Source organism: Paenibacillus sp. S33, assembly GCF_053615415.1.
Window position 1 is genome coordinate 3,737,438 of record NZ_JBSIEZ010000001.1, and the last position, 18,147, is coordinate 3,755,584.

The following is an 18,147-nucleotide window of genomic DNA, read 5'->3' on the forward strand; positions in this document are numbered from 1 at the left end:
GTCACCTCAGTTTCATACGACAAACTATACCATATTACTATGGCTTAGTAAAAAGCTATCCGCAACAAACGGACAGCTTTTTCACTAAATATATAGCTTAAGATTAAATTAGACGGCGTTTGGACCTAATCAAAAATAGACTAGTCTTGATCCTTCTGATCCGTCGCAGCTTTTCGTCCAGCCCATCGTTTTATCCATCCTTCTTTGTGTAACAGAGATGCCTGCTGGCGAACCATATGCCAATCTTCTGCGGTTACAGATGAGGGACTATAACGCGCTTGTTCAAATCGGCCAAGCAGCTGATGTAAAATTGAAGCGTGTTCCGGTACTTCTAGCGACCATCTATTAACTGATTCCCTCAGCGTCTCGTGACTGGCGCGGACAAATCCCTTTCTTCGCATGTACCTTAACCAGTGCTCAGTTTCGACGACCACCTTTTCATCCGGAGTCAGCGGCTTACCTCTGCGTAACCGCAGCAGGTAAAAGTGAATGTCTGCGCGATTACGCCAGACGATATAAGCAGCCCACAGCAGCAGAATTGCAGCAGCAGAACCTATGATTACAGGATGAATCTTTGAACCTACTTCTGGATTAGTCTGCGGGGTTTGTTCAGGCTGTTCTGGTTCAGGCTGATCTTTAACCTCAGGGACTTCTGGAGTCTTTGAATCCTCCTGTTCCGTAAGCAGCGGCATATCAAAGCCAGGCGTAGCTTCTACAGGGACCCAACCGTATTCACCTAAATATACTTCCGCCCAGGAATGAGCATCCGCATTTGTCACGGAGTAAGAGGACATATTTTCGTCACTTTCGCCCGTTGTTGCATCATCTGAAAACGTCTGCTGACCAGGTGCATACCCTTTAACCCAGCGGGCTGGAACCCCAACAGAGCGAGCCATCATGACTAATGAGGTGGAATAATAATCGCAATAGCCCTCCCGAATCTCAAACAGAAAGGCATCCACAAAATCTCTGCTTCTTTTCCGTGAGAGGTCCGGATTGTTCGTATATGCATAATTTTGCTGCAAATACTGCTGTAGTAATCCGACTTTTTCATACGGCGTTTTCGCCGTTGACGTTACGTTCTGAGCCAAATCACGAACCCGCTGTGGCAACTCATTTGGAATTTGTAGATAGGCTTCCTGTTTGTTTTTTCCGTACAACTCATTAAAAGTTTTTGTGCGTAGCTCTTTCTCAGGGATCACAGGGACATGCGATACCAGAGTATACGTTTTAGGATAAGCAGTTCTTCGGGAGGATGGATTCCAAAGCAGCTCCGCCTGTTCCGGGTTCCAACGTAACCCATCTGCCCGCGAATCTCTGTCCACCGATTGAACACGTTGCACCGAATAGGCGCCAAACAGAACAGGATAGCTCTGGTCGTTTTGCATGGTAATGGTCTGAACGACCTGCTCAGTCGAATGCCGCGTTTCTTGTGTGTTTTCAAGCTCTGCGGTCATTGGCACATCATTTAGCGTTTGATCATCGTTGCCCCCGTCACTCCAGCCTTTACCAGAATAGGTTCGTTTCGTTTCCCCCCGCCAATAGCTTCGCTGAGTGGTCGTGATGGTCATGACAGGAGAATAATCAAAATTAAAACCTCCACCCAACCGATTATCCTGGCGACTATAACCCGATGCGGTGTTCATCCGCTGATTCAGTGCCCCAGATCCATTGCTGATCCCAGCGGTGGTTGAGCTATCTCTCTGGGTCCACGCTGTATAGGGATCCGTCAAAGCTGGCTGTACCTCGGGCATATTGACACCAGCCATAATAATGAGCGCAAAAATGACCGCAATATTGGCTGCTATTTTATATGGATAGCGCCGAATATGCTTCCACCCTTGAGGATAATGCTGCCGAAAAAACTGCAGATGCTGTGTCACCAGCCAACCCATACCAGCAAAGACGATCCAAGCAACCTCCTCCCACAGCACAGTTGGCGTGAAGGAATCAAGCACTGCCAGCGCGGCAATATTAATACCCACAAAAACAAGAATCCGTTGCTTCGTTGTAACGATGAGCGGCACCATTTCAATAACTAGCCAAGCGATAAGGGAAAACCAAATATAAGGAGACATATTGGATATAAATTGGTCCAGGCGATTGGCTACCCCTCCGAAGGGGATAATGATGGAGTAAGACACCAATGTCCGATACAAAATAAAAAACAGCGCCGCCGCCTTAACAATAAATTCAATCCAAGGACGAAATGGTAATACAATCTTCACCAGAGCCAGCATCGTAATGGTCATCAGTACAAGTGCTCTTGTCTCTTCCAGCCATAATTCGGAAGCAAAAGAAACCCATTGCATGGCAATAATAATAATCCATAAAAATGTAAAAGCGGGGGCCCAGGAACCCTTTAACGATTGTAACCAGCTCTTCATAGTGTCCCTCCCCCCATTACAGCCGGGAGTTCCTCAAGGCTCTCAACATCGTAGCCCTTGATTCCTCTTGCACGAAGCATGCTCATCCATTCTTCAGCTTCTCCCTCAGCAGAACCTTCTCCGATATAGACGTGGCACGGAGTCATCCCCCGGGTATCGGCCCAGCGAAGAAGCTCCATCGCCTGATAATCCTTCAGCGGACTAATCAGTATAAAATAACAGCCTTGCGGAAACTGGCGTACACTGCTTTCTACAGCGGATTTCAAGCTACCTTGTGAAGTTGTGTGTATGTCTACCAAGTGATGCATCATTCGTTGTCGTTCCATTGTCTGCTCACTTGGCTGAAAGACGATACCTTTCTCTCCAGCTGTGCACAATCCAACCCCCATTCGCTCTCGTCCACCATATTCCAGCAATGAAGCGGTAGAGGATACAGCTAGCTCAAACTGTTCGGCGTTTACATAATGCTTCATGTGTACGTCCAGCACAAGCATCGTTTTAGGAACGGTCTCATGCTCAAATTCCTTGGATTTCCAGCTACCTGTACGCGCCGTCGCATTCCAGTGGATGCGCGAAAACCGATCTCCATATACATAATCCCGTACACCGTTAATTTGTGTCGTTTCACGCCGCGTTCGAGTTTGAACGGTCTGCGGTCCAGACATCCTTGAGCGACGGTCATTCATCTGCCAATACGGAATGAATACCGTTCGGGGCAGCACTCGAAATTCACCGCGTGCGTTCAAGCTGCCTTTGTGCTCCAACAGGCCGAAGATGTCCTCACTCACACATTCCGTATCCTCAAAGTGATAGCTTCCTCGCTCTAAAGCAGGAGTCTGAAATGTAAGCTGACCGCCCCCTTTTAGACTGGGAATGACACTGTCCTCAAACGACCAGGATTCACCTGTATGTCGCTTGAGGACCTCACGGACAATGACATAGGGTAACGGAAGAAAACCAGGTATACTGAGGCTCAGCTTTACATGCACCTGATCTCCCGCATGCAGCAGTTCTCCAAACTGCGAGCCTTGCGAAAGCTGCCGGGAGCCTTGCACACGGCGAACTCCGCTCAGACCAACGATCCATAAATAAACGATTAACAGCGTAACCATAGACAATAGCATGACCGACGTCTTGCCGCCCTGAAACAACAAATAAAGCAGGCACACCACCCATATGACCACCAGAAGCCAGATGCGGCCTGACAGCCGTGGAAGCCTGCGCTTCCTTTTGACCATATTCATTCCCTAAGGACGCTCCATTCGTACGGGTACATGAACCTGCCGAAGGACAGCCTGCAGCACGGACTGGGCACTGGAAATGTCCAGACGCGCCTCGGGACGCAGCAACAAACGATGCGTTAGCACATAAGGTGCCAGCGCCTTCACATCATCAGGCAGCACATAGTCACGGTTGTCCAGAAAAGCGTATGCCTTCGCAGCCATTACAAAAGCAAGCGCCGCCCGAGGGCTAGCTCCCAGCAGCACGGATGGATGTTCTCTTGTCGCACGAACGATATCAAGTAAATAGGACGTCACTGCTTCGTCCATATAAATCCCTCTAATTTCCTGCTGGATGTCAGCAATCTGCTCCATATGAGCTACAGCCTCCAGGCGGTCTGCTGGCTGGCCTGCCTGATGATGAAGCAGCATGTTTCGCTCCGTCTCCATGTCAGGATAACCCAAGCTGATTTTGAGCATAAAACGATCTAACTGTGCTTCCGGCAGCATATAAGTGCCTTCAAAATCAATCGGATTTTGTGTCGCACACAGCATAAAAGGATGAGGCAACATATGAGTGTCCCCATCCACTGTCACACTGCGTTCCTCCATAACCTCCAGCAGAGCCGACTGGGTTTTCGTCGTCGCTCGGTTAATTTCGTCCGCCAGCAAAATATTAGTCATCACAGGACCCGGACGGAAATAAAAACGCTCGTCCCGTGGATGAAATATGGATACCCCTGTAATATCACTCGGGAGAATATCAGGATTACATTGAACACGGCGGTAATCACCGCGCATGGATTTGGCAAGAGCCTTGATCATTTGCGTTTTTCCCGTACCCGGAACGTCCTCGATCAGAATGTGTCCACCCGCCAGCATAGCCGTAAGCAGTAATTTTATTTCAAAGGATTTACCTAATATACATGATTCCAGATTAGAACGGATTGCAGATACAATCTGCACAGATTCTTGACGTACGGGCATAGCTCTGTAAACCTCCTAGATAGCAACATGTTTCCTATTATTGTACATGAAGGTGGGCACAGAGTACACTTAACCCCCTGCCCGTATTATTCAAACTCCATCCTTCTTTCGATCTTTCATGTGCAGAACAATTAAAAACCCTTCGGTCATTAGATCCGAAGGGCACATATATATAATCATTTATTTTTATGTCAAATCTAAAGTACGCTGCTTTTATATGCTTCCTTTTGGACGAACAAACAAGCATGCCAGAAAAGAGAAAATAATCGCAGAGGAAATTCCTGCACTTGTCAGACTAAAGATCCCTGTAATGACACCCAGCCATCCGTCCTTCTCCAATTCGGTTAATGCGCCGTGTACAAGTGAGTTACCAAAACTGGTAATTGGAATGGTCGCACCCGCTCCTGCAAATTTAATAAGCGGATCGTATACCCCAACAGCATCAGCAATTGCACCTGCAACCACCAACGTACTCATCGTATGTGCCGGCGTCATTTTGAACACATCCATCATCAACTGGCCCACGACACAAATGGCACCACCCACTAAAAAAGCCCATAGAAATATCATACTGTTCCTCCCGCTTCAAAAGCTACAGCATGTGCAACACAAGGAATGCTTTCACCCTGCTGTGTAGTCAAAGGAGATAATAACGCTCCGGTCGCCACGACCAGTACCTTTTGCAGCTCTCCTTTTTCAATCCTCTTCAACAAATGCCCATAGGTTACAACAGCCGAGCAGCCACAACCACTGCCTCCTGCAATGACTTTCTTTTGCTTATTGATGTCGTAAATCAGCAAACCGCAATCATTAAATTCCGTCTGATTCATATCGAACCCATCTTTTTTGAGCAACTCCTTGGCAATCGGTAGCCCCACTGAGGCTAAATCGCCCGTTACAATGAGATCATAGTAACCAGGGTCACGGCCAGTGTCTCTAAAATGAGACAACAGCGTATCCGCAGCCGCGGGAGCCATGGCTCCACCCATATTAAAAGGGTCTTTAATGCCCATGTCCATTACACGTCCAATGGTAGCACAATCCACCACCGTCCCTGACTTGGCATGTCCTACAATTGCGGCGCCGGAACCGGTAACAGTATACTGAGCCGTAGGGGGCTTCTGTGATCCGTATTCATTAGGATAGCGGAATTGTTTTTCTACAGTACAGTTATGACTGGTCGTACCCGCCATCACGTAGTCACCGGCCTCTGAGTCCACAATAAGTGCGGCTAAGGCTAAGCTTTCCATTGATGTTGAACAGGCTCCAAAAACACCCAAATAGGGAATAGCCAGCTTGCTAGCCGAAAAGGAGCTACTGATAATCTGATTCATCAGATCACCACTAATAAAAAACTGCACTTCTTCTTTGTTCAAATTGGCATTAATTAGCGCCAGCTCTGTAGAATGCTCAATCAATCTACGTTCTGCTTTTTCCCACGTTTTCTCGTTGATTTCTATATTGTCATAAATATAATCAAAATCTGTGGACAACGGCCCTTCTCCTTCATCCGGGCCCACAACAGTGGCACTTCCAATAATGCGCGGTCTCGATTCAAACTTCCAGGTTTGTCCGCCCTGTCTTCTCATAAGTGATTGCCTCCCACACCAAGGATGGCATATATAACGCCTACGATAAATGCAGCCACCACCCCGAATACGACAACCGAGCCTGCAAGTTTGAACATATTGGCGCCTACTCCGAGCACCAGTCCCTCAGAACGATATTCCAATGCAGCCGAACACATCGAGTTAGCAAAGCCTGTAATGGGCACAGCGGTTCCTGCTCCTGCCCATTGAGCAACCTTATCGTAAACCCCGATACAGGTTAATATGACCGCCAGCAAGATCATCATCGATGAGGTCGGCGGGGCGGCCTCCTTGGCTGATATGTGCATTCCTGCCATAAAAGCCTCTTGAATCGCCTGTCCAATCACACATATCCCGCCTCCAACCAGAAAAGCGCGCACACAATTGGCAAATACTTTTCTCGAGGGTTCATGCTTTTGTGAAATATTCTGATAGTCCTTCTCATTTATGGACAGCGGCGACGTATTGGTACGAAAACCGCGCTGCCCGGATTTAGCTGGCATCATTCACCACCCCTTATCTGTAAGTTTTCGCGCTTGGCGGTTCGAATTGCTTGGGTCTTTTTCATTATGAGCTTTTTGGAGAAATGTTATGTCAGGAAAATGATATCGTGGACATTCGATACAAATCCATTCATACTGAATACATGACGACCACTGGTTAATTAATAAGGAGTGAGGTATACATCATGGAATCAAAAACATTGGAATTGTTTAAAACCTTAACGGAGTTTCCTTCCATTCCTGGACATGAGCGTGAGTTGCGGGCATGGGTGAAAGAACGGATATCCGGCTATACCGATGAAATCGTGCAAGATCGACTGGGCAGTCTTTTTGGGGTGCTACGCGGTCAAGAGAGTGGACCACGTGTAATGGTGGCAGGCCATCTGGATGAAGTCGGTTTTATCGTGAATGGTATTACGGAAACTGGAATGATTCGTTTTCAGCCGGTTGGAGGCTGGTGGAGCCAAGCCATTATGTCACAACGTCTTCAAGTATTGACCCCAAAAGGCCCAGTTATTGGTGTAGTTGGCTCTGTCTCGCCTCATTTGCTGGATGAATCGCAACGCAGCAAACCTATGGACATCAAGCATATGTATCTGGATATCGGCGTAGACAGCAGACAAGAAGCGCAAGATCTGGGGATCGTACCAGGAACGGCCATTGCGCCGATCTGTGATTTCACTCCACTGGCAAATCCTAAAAAAATCATGGCTAAAGCATGGGATAACCGCTACGGTGTAGGCTTGGCTATTGAACTGCTTGAAGCATTACATAAAGAAAAAGACAAGCTTCCCAATACATTGTATGCAGGGGCCACTGTTCAAGAAGAAGTGGGACTGCGTGGTGCACGCACAGCGGCCAATCTGATTCAGCCGGATATATTCTTTGCACTGGATTGCAGTGCAGCCAACGATATGGGCGGCGACCCGAATGCTTACGGGCACCTCGGTAAAGGCGCACTGCTGCGGGTATTTGATCCAGGTATGATTACACATCGCGGGATTGTGGAGTACGTGCAAGACATGGCGGAAACTCACAAAATCAAGTATCAATATTTCATCTCCACAGGGGGAACCGATGCAGGTCAAGTGCACTTGAGCGGAATTGGCGTGCCATCCACTGTCATAGGCATCTGTGGACGATACATCCATACTTCCTCGTCCATTATTCACACTGATGATTATGATGCAGCCAAAGAGCTGATCATCAAGCTAGTTCAAAATCTGGATCGTACAACGTTGAATACCATTATTGAACGAGCCTAAGTTGTAACAGAGAATCGCAATCTATAAAAAAACAGTCAAGACACGTACAACGTGGATTGACTGTTTTTTAATTTAATAGAAACAAAAGATAGAATATATCAAATCAAATGCTTATAACGAAGCAAAGCAATCACTACAAGTACAGTAGTTAAAGCAATACAGACGTTTTCTATCTTAGCTCCCTTCCGGGTTCCGGTACTCATCAATTTAAATCGCAGCTTCCATTTGAACGGTGGCAAAGGTTTGATTCCATTATTCGTCAAGGAATCTGCCAGTAAATGCAGCAAATATGCCATACCTCCAGCCAGCCATATGCTGTCACCGTGCAAACGTGTCGTACCATAAAGCAGCGCAGTCCATGCGACTGTCCCGTATACCGTATGTGTCAACCCCCGGTGTGGGACTAACGTACAAATGATCATCAGACACCCGGCGATATAATTCCACGGTGCATATGATTCTCCATACCAGGCTAGGCCGATACCAATTAGAAAGATAATAACCTTGCGCATGGATCGTGAAGGCATAAAAGAAGCACTGATCATCAGCAAAGCCAAAACAAGATTCCATGGCGGTGGAGCCAAACGGGTGAAAAATACCCAACCAGCAGCCCCAATCATTAGAAGCTGTATAAGCCTAAGCATTTTGGTTGGCAGCGCACGGCTCACGAGCATGGAGTTAGGCTCGTCAATATCCGGCAACAGTGAACCGACCACAGCAGCTGCCACGGCAGCCGGGGTCACTTCGTATCCACTTAAAGCTAATACCGACAGGGAGACCCCGGTTCCAATAATCAAATGGGCTCTTCCCATCATGGTGCAAAACATCCTTTCGTTGCAGCATACAACAGAGTTCAACATCACTCCATTTGAATCAGCATGATTCGATTGTATACGACAAACAAAAGGAGAACAATAGTTCGCTTATTCTATTTAAAAGACTTCATCCAAAAGTCCTAGTTTCGTCCTCATTACTTAATCCTCCCCTTATTCTTTATCTGTACAACCATTTCTTAAAAAACACGCCATATGGCCTATGAGTATGTTGACAAACATCTTCAATAATTTCTTTTTGCCTCAAAGTCCTATTGTACAATTTGAAATATTAGGTAATATAGTGTTTATATTTACTATATGAATCTATTAAATGAATAAGGAGGAAATGTTATGCAAAAAATATCGACGTTCCGAAAGTTCAAAACCATCGGTCTAACATTAACATCGTTGCTAAGTCTTGTATTATTCGCCCTTCCCGCTTCAGCTGCTTGGAATGATACATACACGGGGTACGCCACATATACAGGATCAGGTTACTCTGGAGGGGCATTACTGCTTGATCCCATCCCTTCGGATGCCAAAATTACAGCGCTTAATCGCACACAACTGAATTATAACGGAATCAAAGCTGCATTAGCTGGAGCCTATTTGGAAGTTCAAGGTCCCAAAGGGAAAACAACCGTATATGTAACTGATCTTTACCCTGAAGGTCCAAGTGGCGCGCTCGATCTGTCCCCAAACGCTTTCAACCTGATTGGCAATCAAATAGACGGAAAAATTAATATTTCGTGGAAAGTTGTCAAAGCTCCGGTTAACGGCAATGTCTCCTACCGCATTAAAGAAGGCAGCAGCCAATGGTGGGCAGCCATTCAAGTACGCAATCATAAATATCCGGTCTTGAAGATGGAAGTCCAACAAAACGGACAATGGCTCAATCTCGAAAAACAGGATTACAACCACTTTCTAGGTACTAACTTAGGAAAACAACCTCTGAAAATACGGATTACGGACATTCGTGGTGTCGTGCTAAACGATACAATCCCAGCTCTAGCGGAAAATGGTACAGGCGGAGCCTATATCGTTAATGGTAACGTTCAATTTCCTGACTAGTTGCAGTACCGTCATCTTTCCTTCTTTTATTTGAATACACAAACCCGGCCGGGAACCGACGCAATCCAATGCGTATAAGTGTTCCTGGCCTTTTTACGAAAAAATCATTATTTTTCACAAAGAATCGGTTTGTTCACTGTCCTGTTCACAAGATCACACGTATAATGAATACATAAATAGGGTGTACTTTACAGCTACGTGCACACAGACAGGAGGCCTGTTCATATGAGCAATTTCAAAAAGCATCACAAGCTTCACAGCAAATTGCTGGTCAGCATTACGTTATGTATTACGCTAACGTTGCTGGTATCCACCACTGTGTATTATTTTTACTATATTCGCGTGGAAAAGGAGCAGGCATTCGAGGCCAATCACAACAGCTTGACGTTGAGAAGCAAAGAAGTTATTAACATGACATCTATTGCTCAATCTTTGGCATTTCAAATGTATCGCAGCAGTACCCTGTCCAAGTTGTTGTATTATCCAAAACCTAATGTATATGATGTAACCGCTGCCATGACCGAATTGAACAATTATCTTAACTCCATGCCGTATATCGAATCCATCTACGTGTTTAACCCTAAAAGCGGCACCTTCTACATTGCGTCATCACAAGGTCAAAACGGGTTGTTCAGCAAACATGAACTTGCTGATACAGATATCATTCGCGTGCTGGATCATTATCAGGACTATAAACCCTTTACGCCTATTCCACGCACGTATCCGCTGCTGTCGGCCTCAGACTCTGGAGCTGGAGTAGAGCAAGCAAGCCCAGATATCGCAGCCTATACGTATTTATGTTATGACGCAATTAACTCGAACGAAGCGATAAATTCGGCTGTGATTGTGAATGTGTCGGCGGCCTGGATGAACAAGGAAATGGCGGCGAATCCAATCTCAGGCGGGACCGCTTATATTTTAGACGATCAGAGCAGACTGTTGTCTGGTACAACATTGACAGACGAAACTTTGAACGAAAAAGAGCAGCTATGGTTGCACACGAGAGTCAAAAAACAAGAAACAGGCTATTTTGTAGAAGACTTTCATGGTAAAAGATCACTCATTTCCTACACCTCCCCGGACGGACTAGGTTGGCAGTATATTAGTGTCACACCATATGAAAGCGTTATCAAAATGGCGAGTGTTATTCGTAATGCGATGTTACTGATAGCCGCCATCATTGCATTGGCAGGATTCGTGGCTTCGTGGCTGCTATCCAAAATGCTGTATACGCCTATTGGCCAAATTGTTGTGCATATGAATTCACTGGAATCGGAGAAACGAAACAGCATGTACACGATCCGGCAAAACATTTTACGAAATGTGATCCGAGGAATCCGAAATCTTCCTGCTGGTGAAGAACCGGAACGATTACGCGAGCTTGGGATTACGTTCCAGTTCGACAAAGACTACCGCCTTGTGCTGCTGCGCATAGATGAATATACCCGATGGCAAAGCGAACGTGGACCTGATCTGCTACCCTATAAGTTTGCAATCATGAACATTGCTTCTGAAATATGCGGACAAACGTACCGGGTGGAGACCGTTGATATGGATGAGGACAGTGTACTGCTGATGCTTAACATTCTCGATCCCGCAGAGCATACAGACACTGTACTGCTAGAAACCTTATTACGCCAAATACGTGAAGCTTGCTTTGAATATTTGAAGCTGAGCGTTTCACTGACTTACAGTGCCATCACGAGTCAACCAGAACGGCTGCATTTGCTGTACCGCCAGGTACAAGACGCATCTATGCACCGATTTTTTCAGGGGCATGGCTGCATTATTAATGCGCAAAACACTACAGACGAGGATATCCAAAATACTTACGTATATCCAGCCGATAAAGAGAAAAAAATGCTGGATACGTTGCTGTCTGGTCATACGGAGGATGCACACAGTATGTTCAAAGAATTGTTGATGCATATGGAAAAATATCCATTTTCCTCCGTTCAAGTGGCAATATCCCGGCTCATCATGAGTGTGAATAATGCTGTTCGGCATATCAGTGAGCTCAATGGATTTGCTATAGAAACTAAACCTGAATTACCATCCGCAGATCGGTTAGAGACCGCTGGGGATCTTATTGATCATTATCAATTGGTCTTTGAACATATTCGCTCCAGTCTATCGGAAAAACGAAACACGAAGCAGGAACGATTGGTGCGGCAAATTAATGAACGAATAGAGCAAGCCTATACGAATCCCAATTTTTGTCTCAATCAGATTGCGGAAGAGCTGGATATGTCGCCGATCTATGTCAGCAGGCTATATAAGCAGCAGACCATGTCTACCATCGTGGACGTCATCCAACAACTCCGTATTCGCAAGGCCTGTGAGCTGCTGGAACAGACCGACTGGTCTGTAGCTGACGTAGCAGAACAAACCGGATTTGCGAGTAGCTCTTATTTCCATCGCATGTTCAAGCGTAGCTTGGGCGTAACACCGACAGATTTTCGTCGTTCTAAAGCAAATGCGCAATAAGTAGACTGCTCTACACGACCGCTCCGAGAACGGAACATTGCTCCCAAAAACATAAACTGACATTAATAAAGCAAGCCTCCAACTTTCTGGAGACTTGCTTTTCTTCTTTATCATAAATCTTTATGTTTTATTTAATACCCTTCTCCTTTACGTAAGCTTCCCATTGTTTTGTATATTCAGTTTGGATTTTCTCCAAACCAGCTTGATTTGCCTTTTGCAAGAAGGTCTGCAAGCCTTGATCTACATTGTCGATCAGCCCAGCTTGGAGCGGATACAGATATTGCTTCTCCACCTGTTCTAGAGCCGCTTTTTCAGCTTGGTAGGTTGTGTAGTCCTCTGCAAAACCGGTAAACAGGTCAGGCTTCTGGATTTTATCCAGCTCAGCAAATATCTTCTTCACACGGTCAAAGCCTGAATCAAACAGCATATATTCCGGGTTACGCCAAGCCCAACTGTTCATACCTTCGCGTGAAAATCCATTAGAACTGCCGCTACCAATCATATGATAGTAACCATCTTTGACTTCATAGTTTTTGCCTTCAATACCATATTGCGTGAGCAAGTTATAGCGTTTGTCCGTCACAAGCTTTTCATAAAAAGCTAATGCGCGCGCCGGATTTGGGCTGCTTTTTGGAATTGCAAAGCCGTTATGAATCGGATGCACTGGAGTTGCATAACCTGTCGTCAAAGGGAATGGGTAATACTCGAGCTTCCAGTCCGGGTGAGATGCTTTGAGCTTAATGACCATATCATTAAACCGGGTTGGATTGTCACCGAAAATACTCGCTGCTTTGCCAGAAGTCACTTGATCCTGAAGCGTATCTTTTACGTTTAATACGTTTTTGGGAATGAATCCTTTATCGGCCCAGCGTTTGTAAGTGTTCAGCTCTTCCTTTTGTTCATCCGAGCCCCAATATTTATAAACCTCTGTTGGTTTTTCATATTTAATGCCAATGCCATAAGGCAAGGCACCTACACTCTTCGTTACTAATTCGGTATATCGGTCATGCAGATTTCCCTTGATATCGCTGTTCAGAGATACGGTTTTCATATTTGGCTCATGCTGACGTATCCCATCCATATAAGCCTCGTAACTTTTGATATCTGTCGGTTTAGGCAAATTGTACTTCTCTCGTAAATCCTCACGCCATACAAAACCGTTAGTGACATACTCTTTATACGTGCCAGGCACGGTATAAATTTTGCCTCCGATTTTAACTCCATCCCACATGTCCTGAGGTACAAATTTTTGCAAAGCAGGTGCAGCCTTAGGCAGCAGATCGTCTAGCGGTAGGAATGCGCCCTTCTTAGCATAGGCCTGATACTGCGTCCAATCTGCAGTGAATATCAGGTCGATAGGCTGACCCGAAGACAATAACAGCTTATATTTTTGATCCCAGTCTGTCCACGTCGTATAGTTAAATTTGACGGTGGCATTCAGATCCTTTTCCGCCAATTTATTAATCTCTGCCTCAATGGTAGACAGATCCTTAGGAGCATCCCCCAGCATATAAAATTGCAGCTGAACTTTTAGGGATTTATCATCCTCTCCATTTGCTTTTTGTGCGCTGTTTCCGCTACCGCCTCCACATCCGGCTAATAGCGCCATGATGACCATTACTGCAATCAGGATGGACATGCGTTGTTTTCTTTTCTTTGTGAATGTCATGTGAATCCTCCCTTTGAAATGGTAGTCTGTTTATTAAAACGCTTACAAAAAGTACTGCTTTGATGGCATACCGTCAGCACGTTATGCCATCAAAGCCCTTTAGTGCCGCTTCAGCCTTTTACCGCGCCTATGGTCAGTCCCTTGACAAAGTAACGCTGAATGAACGGGTACAGCAGCAAAATGGGTCCAGTAACCACGATCGCCATTGCCATTTTGGTCGATTCTGTCGGCATATCATTGGAAAGAGACACACCAGTACCTGCACCCATTTGAGCGATAAATTGCATGGAGTTAATTACATTATACAAATAATATTGCAACTGGTATTTATGCGGATCGTTAATAAAGAGTGAGGAGGAGAACCAGTCATTCCAGTAAGCCAAGGCCAGAAACAGCCCCACAGTGGCAATACCCGGTGTAGATAAAGGCAGCACAATTCGATAGTAAATTTTAAAATCACCCGCACCGTCAATTTTAGCGGACTCGAACAGTTCTTCCGGCATGGAAGAACGAATGAAGTTTTTCATCAAAATGATCAGAAACGGAGTCATCAATCCCGGGAAAATAAGCACTGTATACGTATCAAGCAATCCTAAATACTTCGTCAGCATAATGTACCAAGGTACCAACCCGCCTCCGAACAACGTCGTAAAGTAAATATAGAATGAAAACGCATTGCGGTATTTAAAATCTTTGCGTGCCAGCACATATCCTGCCATCGTCATCAGGAACAGGCCCAACGTCGTGCCTACAAGCGTGGTAAAAATCGTCACCCCGTACGCCCTTAACACCTCTTCAGGAAAGGTGAACACCGTCCGGTAACCTTCCAGTGAGAATTGCTGTGGTATAAAGTGATATCCATCCCTGATAATCGATTCATTACTGGTCAGTGAAGCCGAAATAATAAGTAGGAACGGGAGTAAACAAGCAATGGAAGCAATAATGATAATCACATAAGAGATGATTTTAAAAATTCGAGTGTATACATCCTCTTTGATCGCCATCCGTTTGGGTCCTCCTTTCTAGAATAAGGCATATTCGTCGTTCAACTTGCGGATGATGTAGTTCACGGTCATGATCAGTACAAAACCGAACAAGGATTGGTACACGCCTGCTGCCGAAGCCATACCCACATCAAAAGTCACTTTCAAGGAACGGTACACATAAGTGTCTAAAATATCCGTCGTATTGTACAGCACCCCATTGTTGCCGATTAATTGATAGAAAAGATCAAATTGTCCTTTCATAATACTACCAAGCGCAAACAACAGCAGCACAACGAATGTCGATTTAAGCATCGGAACGGTAATGTACCAGATTCGTTGAAAAATGTTGGCTCCATCCATTTTAGCTGCCTCATAATATTCGTCACTGATCCCTGTAATTGCTGCCAGATAGATCACCATACTGTAGCCGAGATTTTTCCATAAATAGAACAGGATAATCAGGAAAATCCATACCCACGGTTTGTTGTATACATCCACGCGTTCACCACCAAATTGCAGCAACAGCGTATTCAGAAAACCATTATCATAATTAAATATGTTATACACGATGACACTTAGAATAACGAAAGAAACAAAATAAGGCAGGAACATCACGGATTGAGCGATCTTTTTAAAGTAGCGGCCTCGCAGCTCATTCAGCAAAATAGCGAGAACAATCGCTAATACGTTGCCGAGTAAAATAAACGCTGCGTTGTATCCGACCGTATTCAATGTCAGTTTTGTCAGTGTGCCGGATTGCCATAAAAAGCGAAAATTTTGGAGTCCGACGAACTTGGCATCAAACAGGCTGGTATTAAAGTCGAACTGGGTAAATGCATAATAAATACCCACCATAGGAATGTAGGAATTAATGAAGAAAAAAATTAAAGTGGGCAACAACATCAGAAATAATACCCGATTGCGGAACAGTTCATAGAAAAAACCGTGTTTTCTACCCGTTCCCAGCCTCTTACCGTTCAGGCGGGAATCCGTTGCAAGCATTGCAGAATTTTTGGGCATAGGCTGATTCAATGTGAGTCACTCCCCTCTGTATACGTTGCCGACAGCAAGGTTTGTAGCACCGCCGCCGTATAACTGTATTTTATGTAAGCGCATTCAAAATAAAAAGTGAAGCCTCTCATGCTTCATGAACAAAGGAGTGTCCGGAGGAGTGAACTATTCGGATATTTGTGAAGTTTTATGTAATAGAGGCGTCTAATCGACGCCTTGAGCCTATTCACAAAATCTACTCTATTCCTTTTGCCCACCCTGGAATGTGGTTTCATCCTGTTTTACCCGAAATCCGATTTTCTTTGCCTGCTCCAGCAGCTCGGCAGCGTTATCCTGCGGCTTATATCCGATTAGTTCTTCCAAGTAGCCAATGTCATAATAATTATCCGTATTGGCTGACGTACCGTACAAATTAAGATAACTCATCTCCGAAGGGGCCTCGATACAGCAGATGGTCAGATGGATCATATCGCGCTCAGAGATCCAAATATGAGCGGCGCGCTCCGAATGGGGCCGATCATCCCCAGGAAAATTTCCGATCCGGATATTCATTGAAGATATTTTGCCCTGATCGGCATACAGCCGTCCCAACAGTTCAATGTAGCACTTACTCAATCCATAAAAACTGTCTGGTCGGTAGGGATCTTCTACATCTATGGTTTCGCCTACTTTATAAAACCCTGTGGCATGATTGGAACTGGCAAAAATAATGCGCTTTACTCCATTTTTCACCGCATCTTCATACAGCTTGTAGGCTCCGCTAACATTGCCAGACAGCACTTTGCCGAGGAAATCCCCTTCATCCTTGATCCATGCAAAATGCAGTACCGTATCCACTCCGCGCGTCAGCTCAGCCAGTCTTGCAGTATCATGTATATCCAATTCCACAATCCCTGCCTCATCATCCCTCTTCACATCAGTGGCGGTTATTTCATATTTACCTTCTGCTTTTAGCCCTTCATATAATACTTTCCCAATTGTACCCGCCGCACCTGTAATCAATAATTTTCGTGCCATCGTCCGCATTTCCCTTCTTTGCTTGGTTGTATGCTGTCATCCATATCATAATCTTAACCAACTCCCCAGGAAGGAAACCCCTTACACTCTCGAATTCAGCAGGTAATATCCCACTCAGCTGTGTCTCTTGTCGGCATATAAAAAGGGACCCTGCTACTGTGCAAGAGTCCCTTGTTGTTACTTTGTTTCAAGTTCTATCTTTCAATTTCTTTGTTTCAACTACTACGCTCAAGCTTGTCGTACTACTCTCGCTCTGCGATTAACCAAATAAATGCTAAGCCCGATTAAGATTAACCCGATAAGCAGGAAAGCCGTAATCGCTTCGCCCAGCACCAACGAGCTGACAAACACCGAGATCACAGGCACCAAAAACGTATAGGACGCAACCTTACTCGCATCCCCTGAATTAACAAGTGTGAAATACAGCAACCAGGAAAGTGAAATTCCCAGCACCGTGCCGAAAATCAGCCCTGACACATACGGGACATTCCATACGATATCTGACCAGCTTTCCGTCACCGTTCCAGCTCCCGTCAGCACGATGCCTCCCAGTGTACATTGAAATGCAACCAGCCACAGCGAATCGACACGCTGGTTTACCTTTTTCACATATACCGTTCCCAATGCCCAGCTCACGGCAGTAATAATGGCGATGATTACACCTGCCACAGCCACATGCCCTGAAAATCCGCCCACACTGACAGCTGCAACGCCCAAAAATCCGATGATCAATCCAATCACCTTGAGTCTGGACATCGCTTCTCCCAGCCACATCCATGCAAAAATACCGACCAGCACAGGCTGGAGATATACCAGCACAGAAAACAAGCCGGAGGGGACGTACATCAGTCCCACTGTTTGCAGACCATAAAACAGTACCACGTTAAAAATACCTGAAATAGCATACACTCGCCAATTCTCTTTCCAACGAATGCGATTCCATCTCGGTACTAAAATTGCTCCCAATAGCAGACCGCCTAGCAGTGTACGTAGCCCTGCAAACAACAATGGAGGTGTGAATTCCAATGCCACTTTATAAATGGGCCAAGAAATGCCCCACAACACAACCAGTAGCGCGATCATCATCATCCGCTTGGCTGTCGTTAACTCTCCCATGACGCTATCGCTCCTCTATGAAAA

At 45.5% G+C, this 18,147-nt stretch carries 15 protein-coding genes; 3 read left to right on the top strand and 12 right to left on the bottom strand.

Annotated features, from left to right (window positions below; genetic code table 11):
• Positions 1–140: 140 nt before the first annotated feature.
• The 6 genes from ACWGXJ_RS16980 to spoVAC form a co-directional block, all read right to left on the bottom strand.
• The gene (locus tag ACWGXJ_RS16980; RefSeq protein ID WP_452567203.1) at positions 141–2,387 is read right to left on the bottom strand and encodes a transglutaminase TgpA family protein; all 2,247 of its coding nucleotides are present in this window, start codon (positions 2,385–2,387) and stop codon (positions 141–143) included.
• Positions 2,384–3,631 carry a DUF58 domain-containing protein gene (locus tag ACWGXJ_RS16985; RefSeq protein WP_452567204.1) on the bottom strand — a complete coding sequence of 416 codons (1,248 nt, stop codon included), beginning with the start codon at positions 3,629–3,631 and terminating at the stop codon, positions 2,384–2,386. Before ACWGXJ_RS16985 ends, ACWGXJ_RS16980 begins: the two co-directional genes overlap by 4 nt.
• Before the next feature lie 3 nt (positions 3,632–3,634).
• A complete protein-coding gene (locus ACWGXJ_RS16990; protein ID WP_254325225.1) occupies positions 3,635–4,594 on the bottom strand; it encodes an AAA family ATPase in 960 nt (319 codons plus the stop codon).
• 213 nt (positions 4,595–4,807) lie between these two features.
• Positions 4,808–5,164: a stage V sporulation protein AE gene (gene spoVAE, locus ACWGXJ_RS16995; RefSeq protein WP_452567205.1), complete on the bottom strand. Its 357-nt coding sequence runs from the start codon at positions 5,162–5,164 to the stop codon at positions 4,808–4,810.
• Positions 5,161–6,183 (bottom strand): stage V sporulation protein AD, encoded by a 1,023-nt coding sequence (gene spoVAD, locus ACWGXJ_RS17000; protein ID WP_023989537.1) that lies wholly within the window; start codon positions 6,181–6,183, stop codon positions 5,161–5,163. Before spoVAD ends, spoVAE begins: the two co-directional genes overlap by 4 nt.
• Entirely contained in the window at positions 6,180–6,686 is a 507-nt protein-coding gene (gene spoVAC, locus ACWGXJ_RS17005) for a stage V sporulation protein AC (RefSeq protein ID WP_025723396.1), read from the bottom strand. Before spoVAC ends, spoVAD begins: the two co-directional genes overlap by 4 nt.
• A gap of 185 nt (positions 6,687–6,871) precedes the next feature.
• On the opposite strand from spoVAC, the gene ACWGXJ_RS17010 reads away from it, so the two are divergent.
• A complete protein-coding gene (locus tag ACWGXJ_RS17010; RefSeq protein WP_061830384.1) occupies positions 6,872–7,951 on the top strand; it encodes a M42 family metallopeptidase in 1,080 nt (359 codons plus the stop codon).
• A 98-nt stretch (positions 7,952–8,049) separates the two neighbouring features.
• Here the strand turns inward: ACWGXJ_RS17010 and ACWGXJ_RS17015 are convergent, their stop codons facing one another.
• The gene (locus ACWGXJ_RS17015) at positions 8,050–8,766 is read right to left on the bottom strand and encodes a metal-dependent hydrolase (protein WP_452567206.1); all 717 of its coding nucleotides are present in this window, start codon (positions 8,764–8,766) and stop codon (positions 8,050–8,052) included.
• Positions 8,767–9,117: 351 nt separating this feature from the next.
• On the opposite strand from ACWGXJ_RS17015, the gene ACWGXJ_RS17020 reads away from it, so the two are divergent.
• Both ACWGXJ_RS17020 and ACWGXJ_RS17025 read left to right on the top strand, forming a co-directional pair.
• Positions 9,118–9,837: an expansin EXLX1 family cellulose-binding protein gene (locus ACWGXJ_RS17020; RefSeq protein WP_452567207.1), complete on the top strand. Its 720-nt coding sequence runs from the start codon at positions 9,118–9,120 to the stop codon at positions 9,835–9,837.
• 225 nt (positions 9,838–10,062) lie between these two features.
• Positions 10,063–12,324: an AraC family transcriptional regulator gene (locus tag ACWGXJ_RS17025; protein ID WP_452567208.1), complete on the top strand. Its 2,262-nt coding sequence runs from the start codon at positions 10,063–10,065 to the stop codon at positions 12,322–12,324.
• A 127-nt stretch (positions 12,325–12,451) separates the two neighbouring features.
• On the opposite strand, the gene ACWGXJ_RS17030 is transcribed toward ACWGXJ_RS17025, so the two are convergent.
• The 5 genes from ACWGXJ_RS17030 to ACWGXJ_RS17050 form a co-directional block, all read right to left on the bottom strand.
• Positions 12,452–13,993: an extracellular solute-binding protein gene (locus tag ACWGXJ_RS17030; RefSeq protein WP_452567209.1), complete on the bottom strand. Its 1,542-nt coding sequence runs from the start codon at positions 13,991–13,993 to the stop codon at positions 12,452–12,454.
• Between the two features lie 110 nt (positions 13,994–14,103).
• Positions 14,104–14,997: a carbohydrate ABC transporter permease gene (locus tag ACWGXJ_RS17035; protein WP_254350327.1), complete on the bottom strand. Its 894-nt coding sequence runs from the start codon at positions 14,995–14,997 to the stop codon at positions 14,104–14,106.
• 18 nt (positions 14,998–15,015) lie between these two features.
• Positions 15,016–16,011 carry an ABC transporter permease gene (locus ACWGXJ_RS17040; protein WP_061830390.1) on the bottom strand — a complete coding sequence of 332 codons (996 nt, stop codon included), beginning with the start codon at positions 16,009–16,011 and terminating at the stop codon, positions 15,016–15,018.
• A gap of 219 nt (positions 16,012–16,230) precedes the next feature.
• Positions 16,231–17,007, bottom strand: coding sequence for an NAD-dependent epimerase/dehydratase family protein (locus ACWGXJ_RS17045; RefSeq protein WP_452567210.1), 777 nt, complete (start codon positions 17,005–17,007; stop codon positions 16,231–16,233).
• 228 nt (positions 17,008–17,235) lie between these two features.
• Positions 17,236–18,123 (bottom strand): DMT family transporter, encoded by an 888-nt coding sequence (locus tag ACWGXJ_RS17050; RefSeq protein ID WP_104497103.1) that lies wholly within the window; start codon positions 18,121–18,123, stop codon positions 17,236–17,238.
• Positions 18,124–18,147 lie beyond the last annotated feature (24 nt).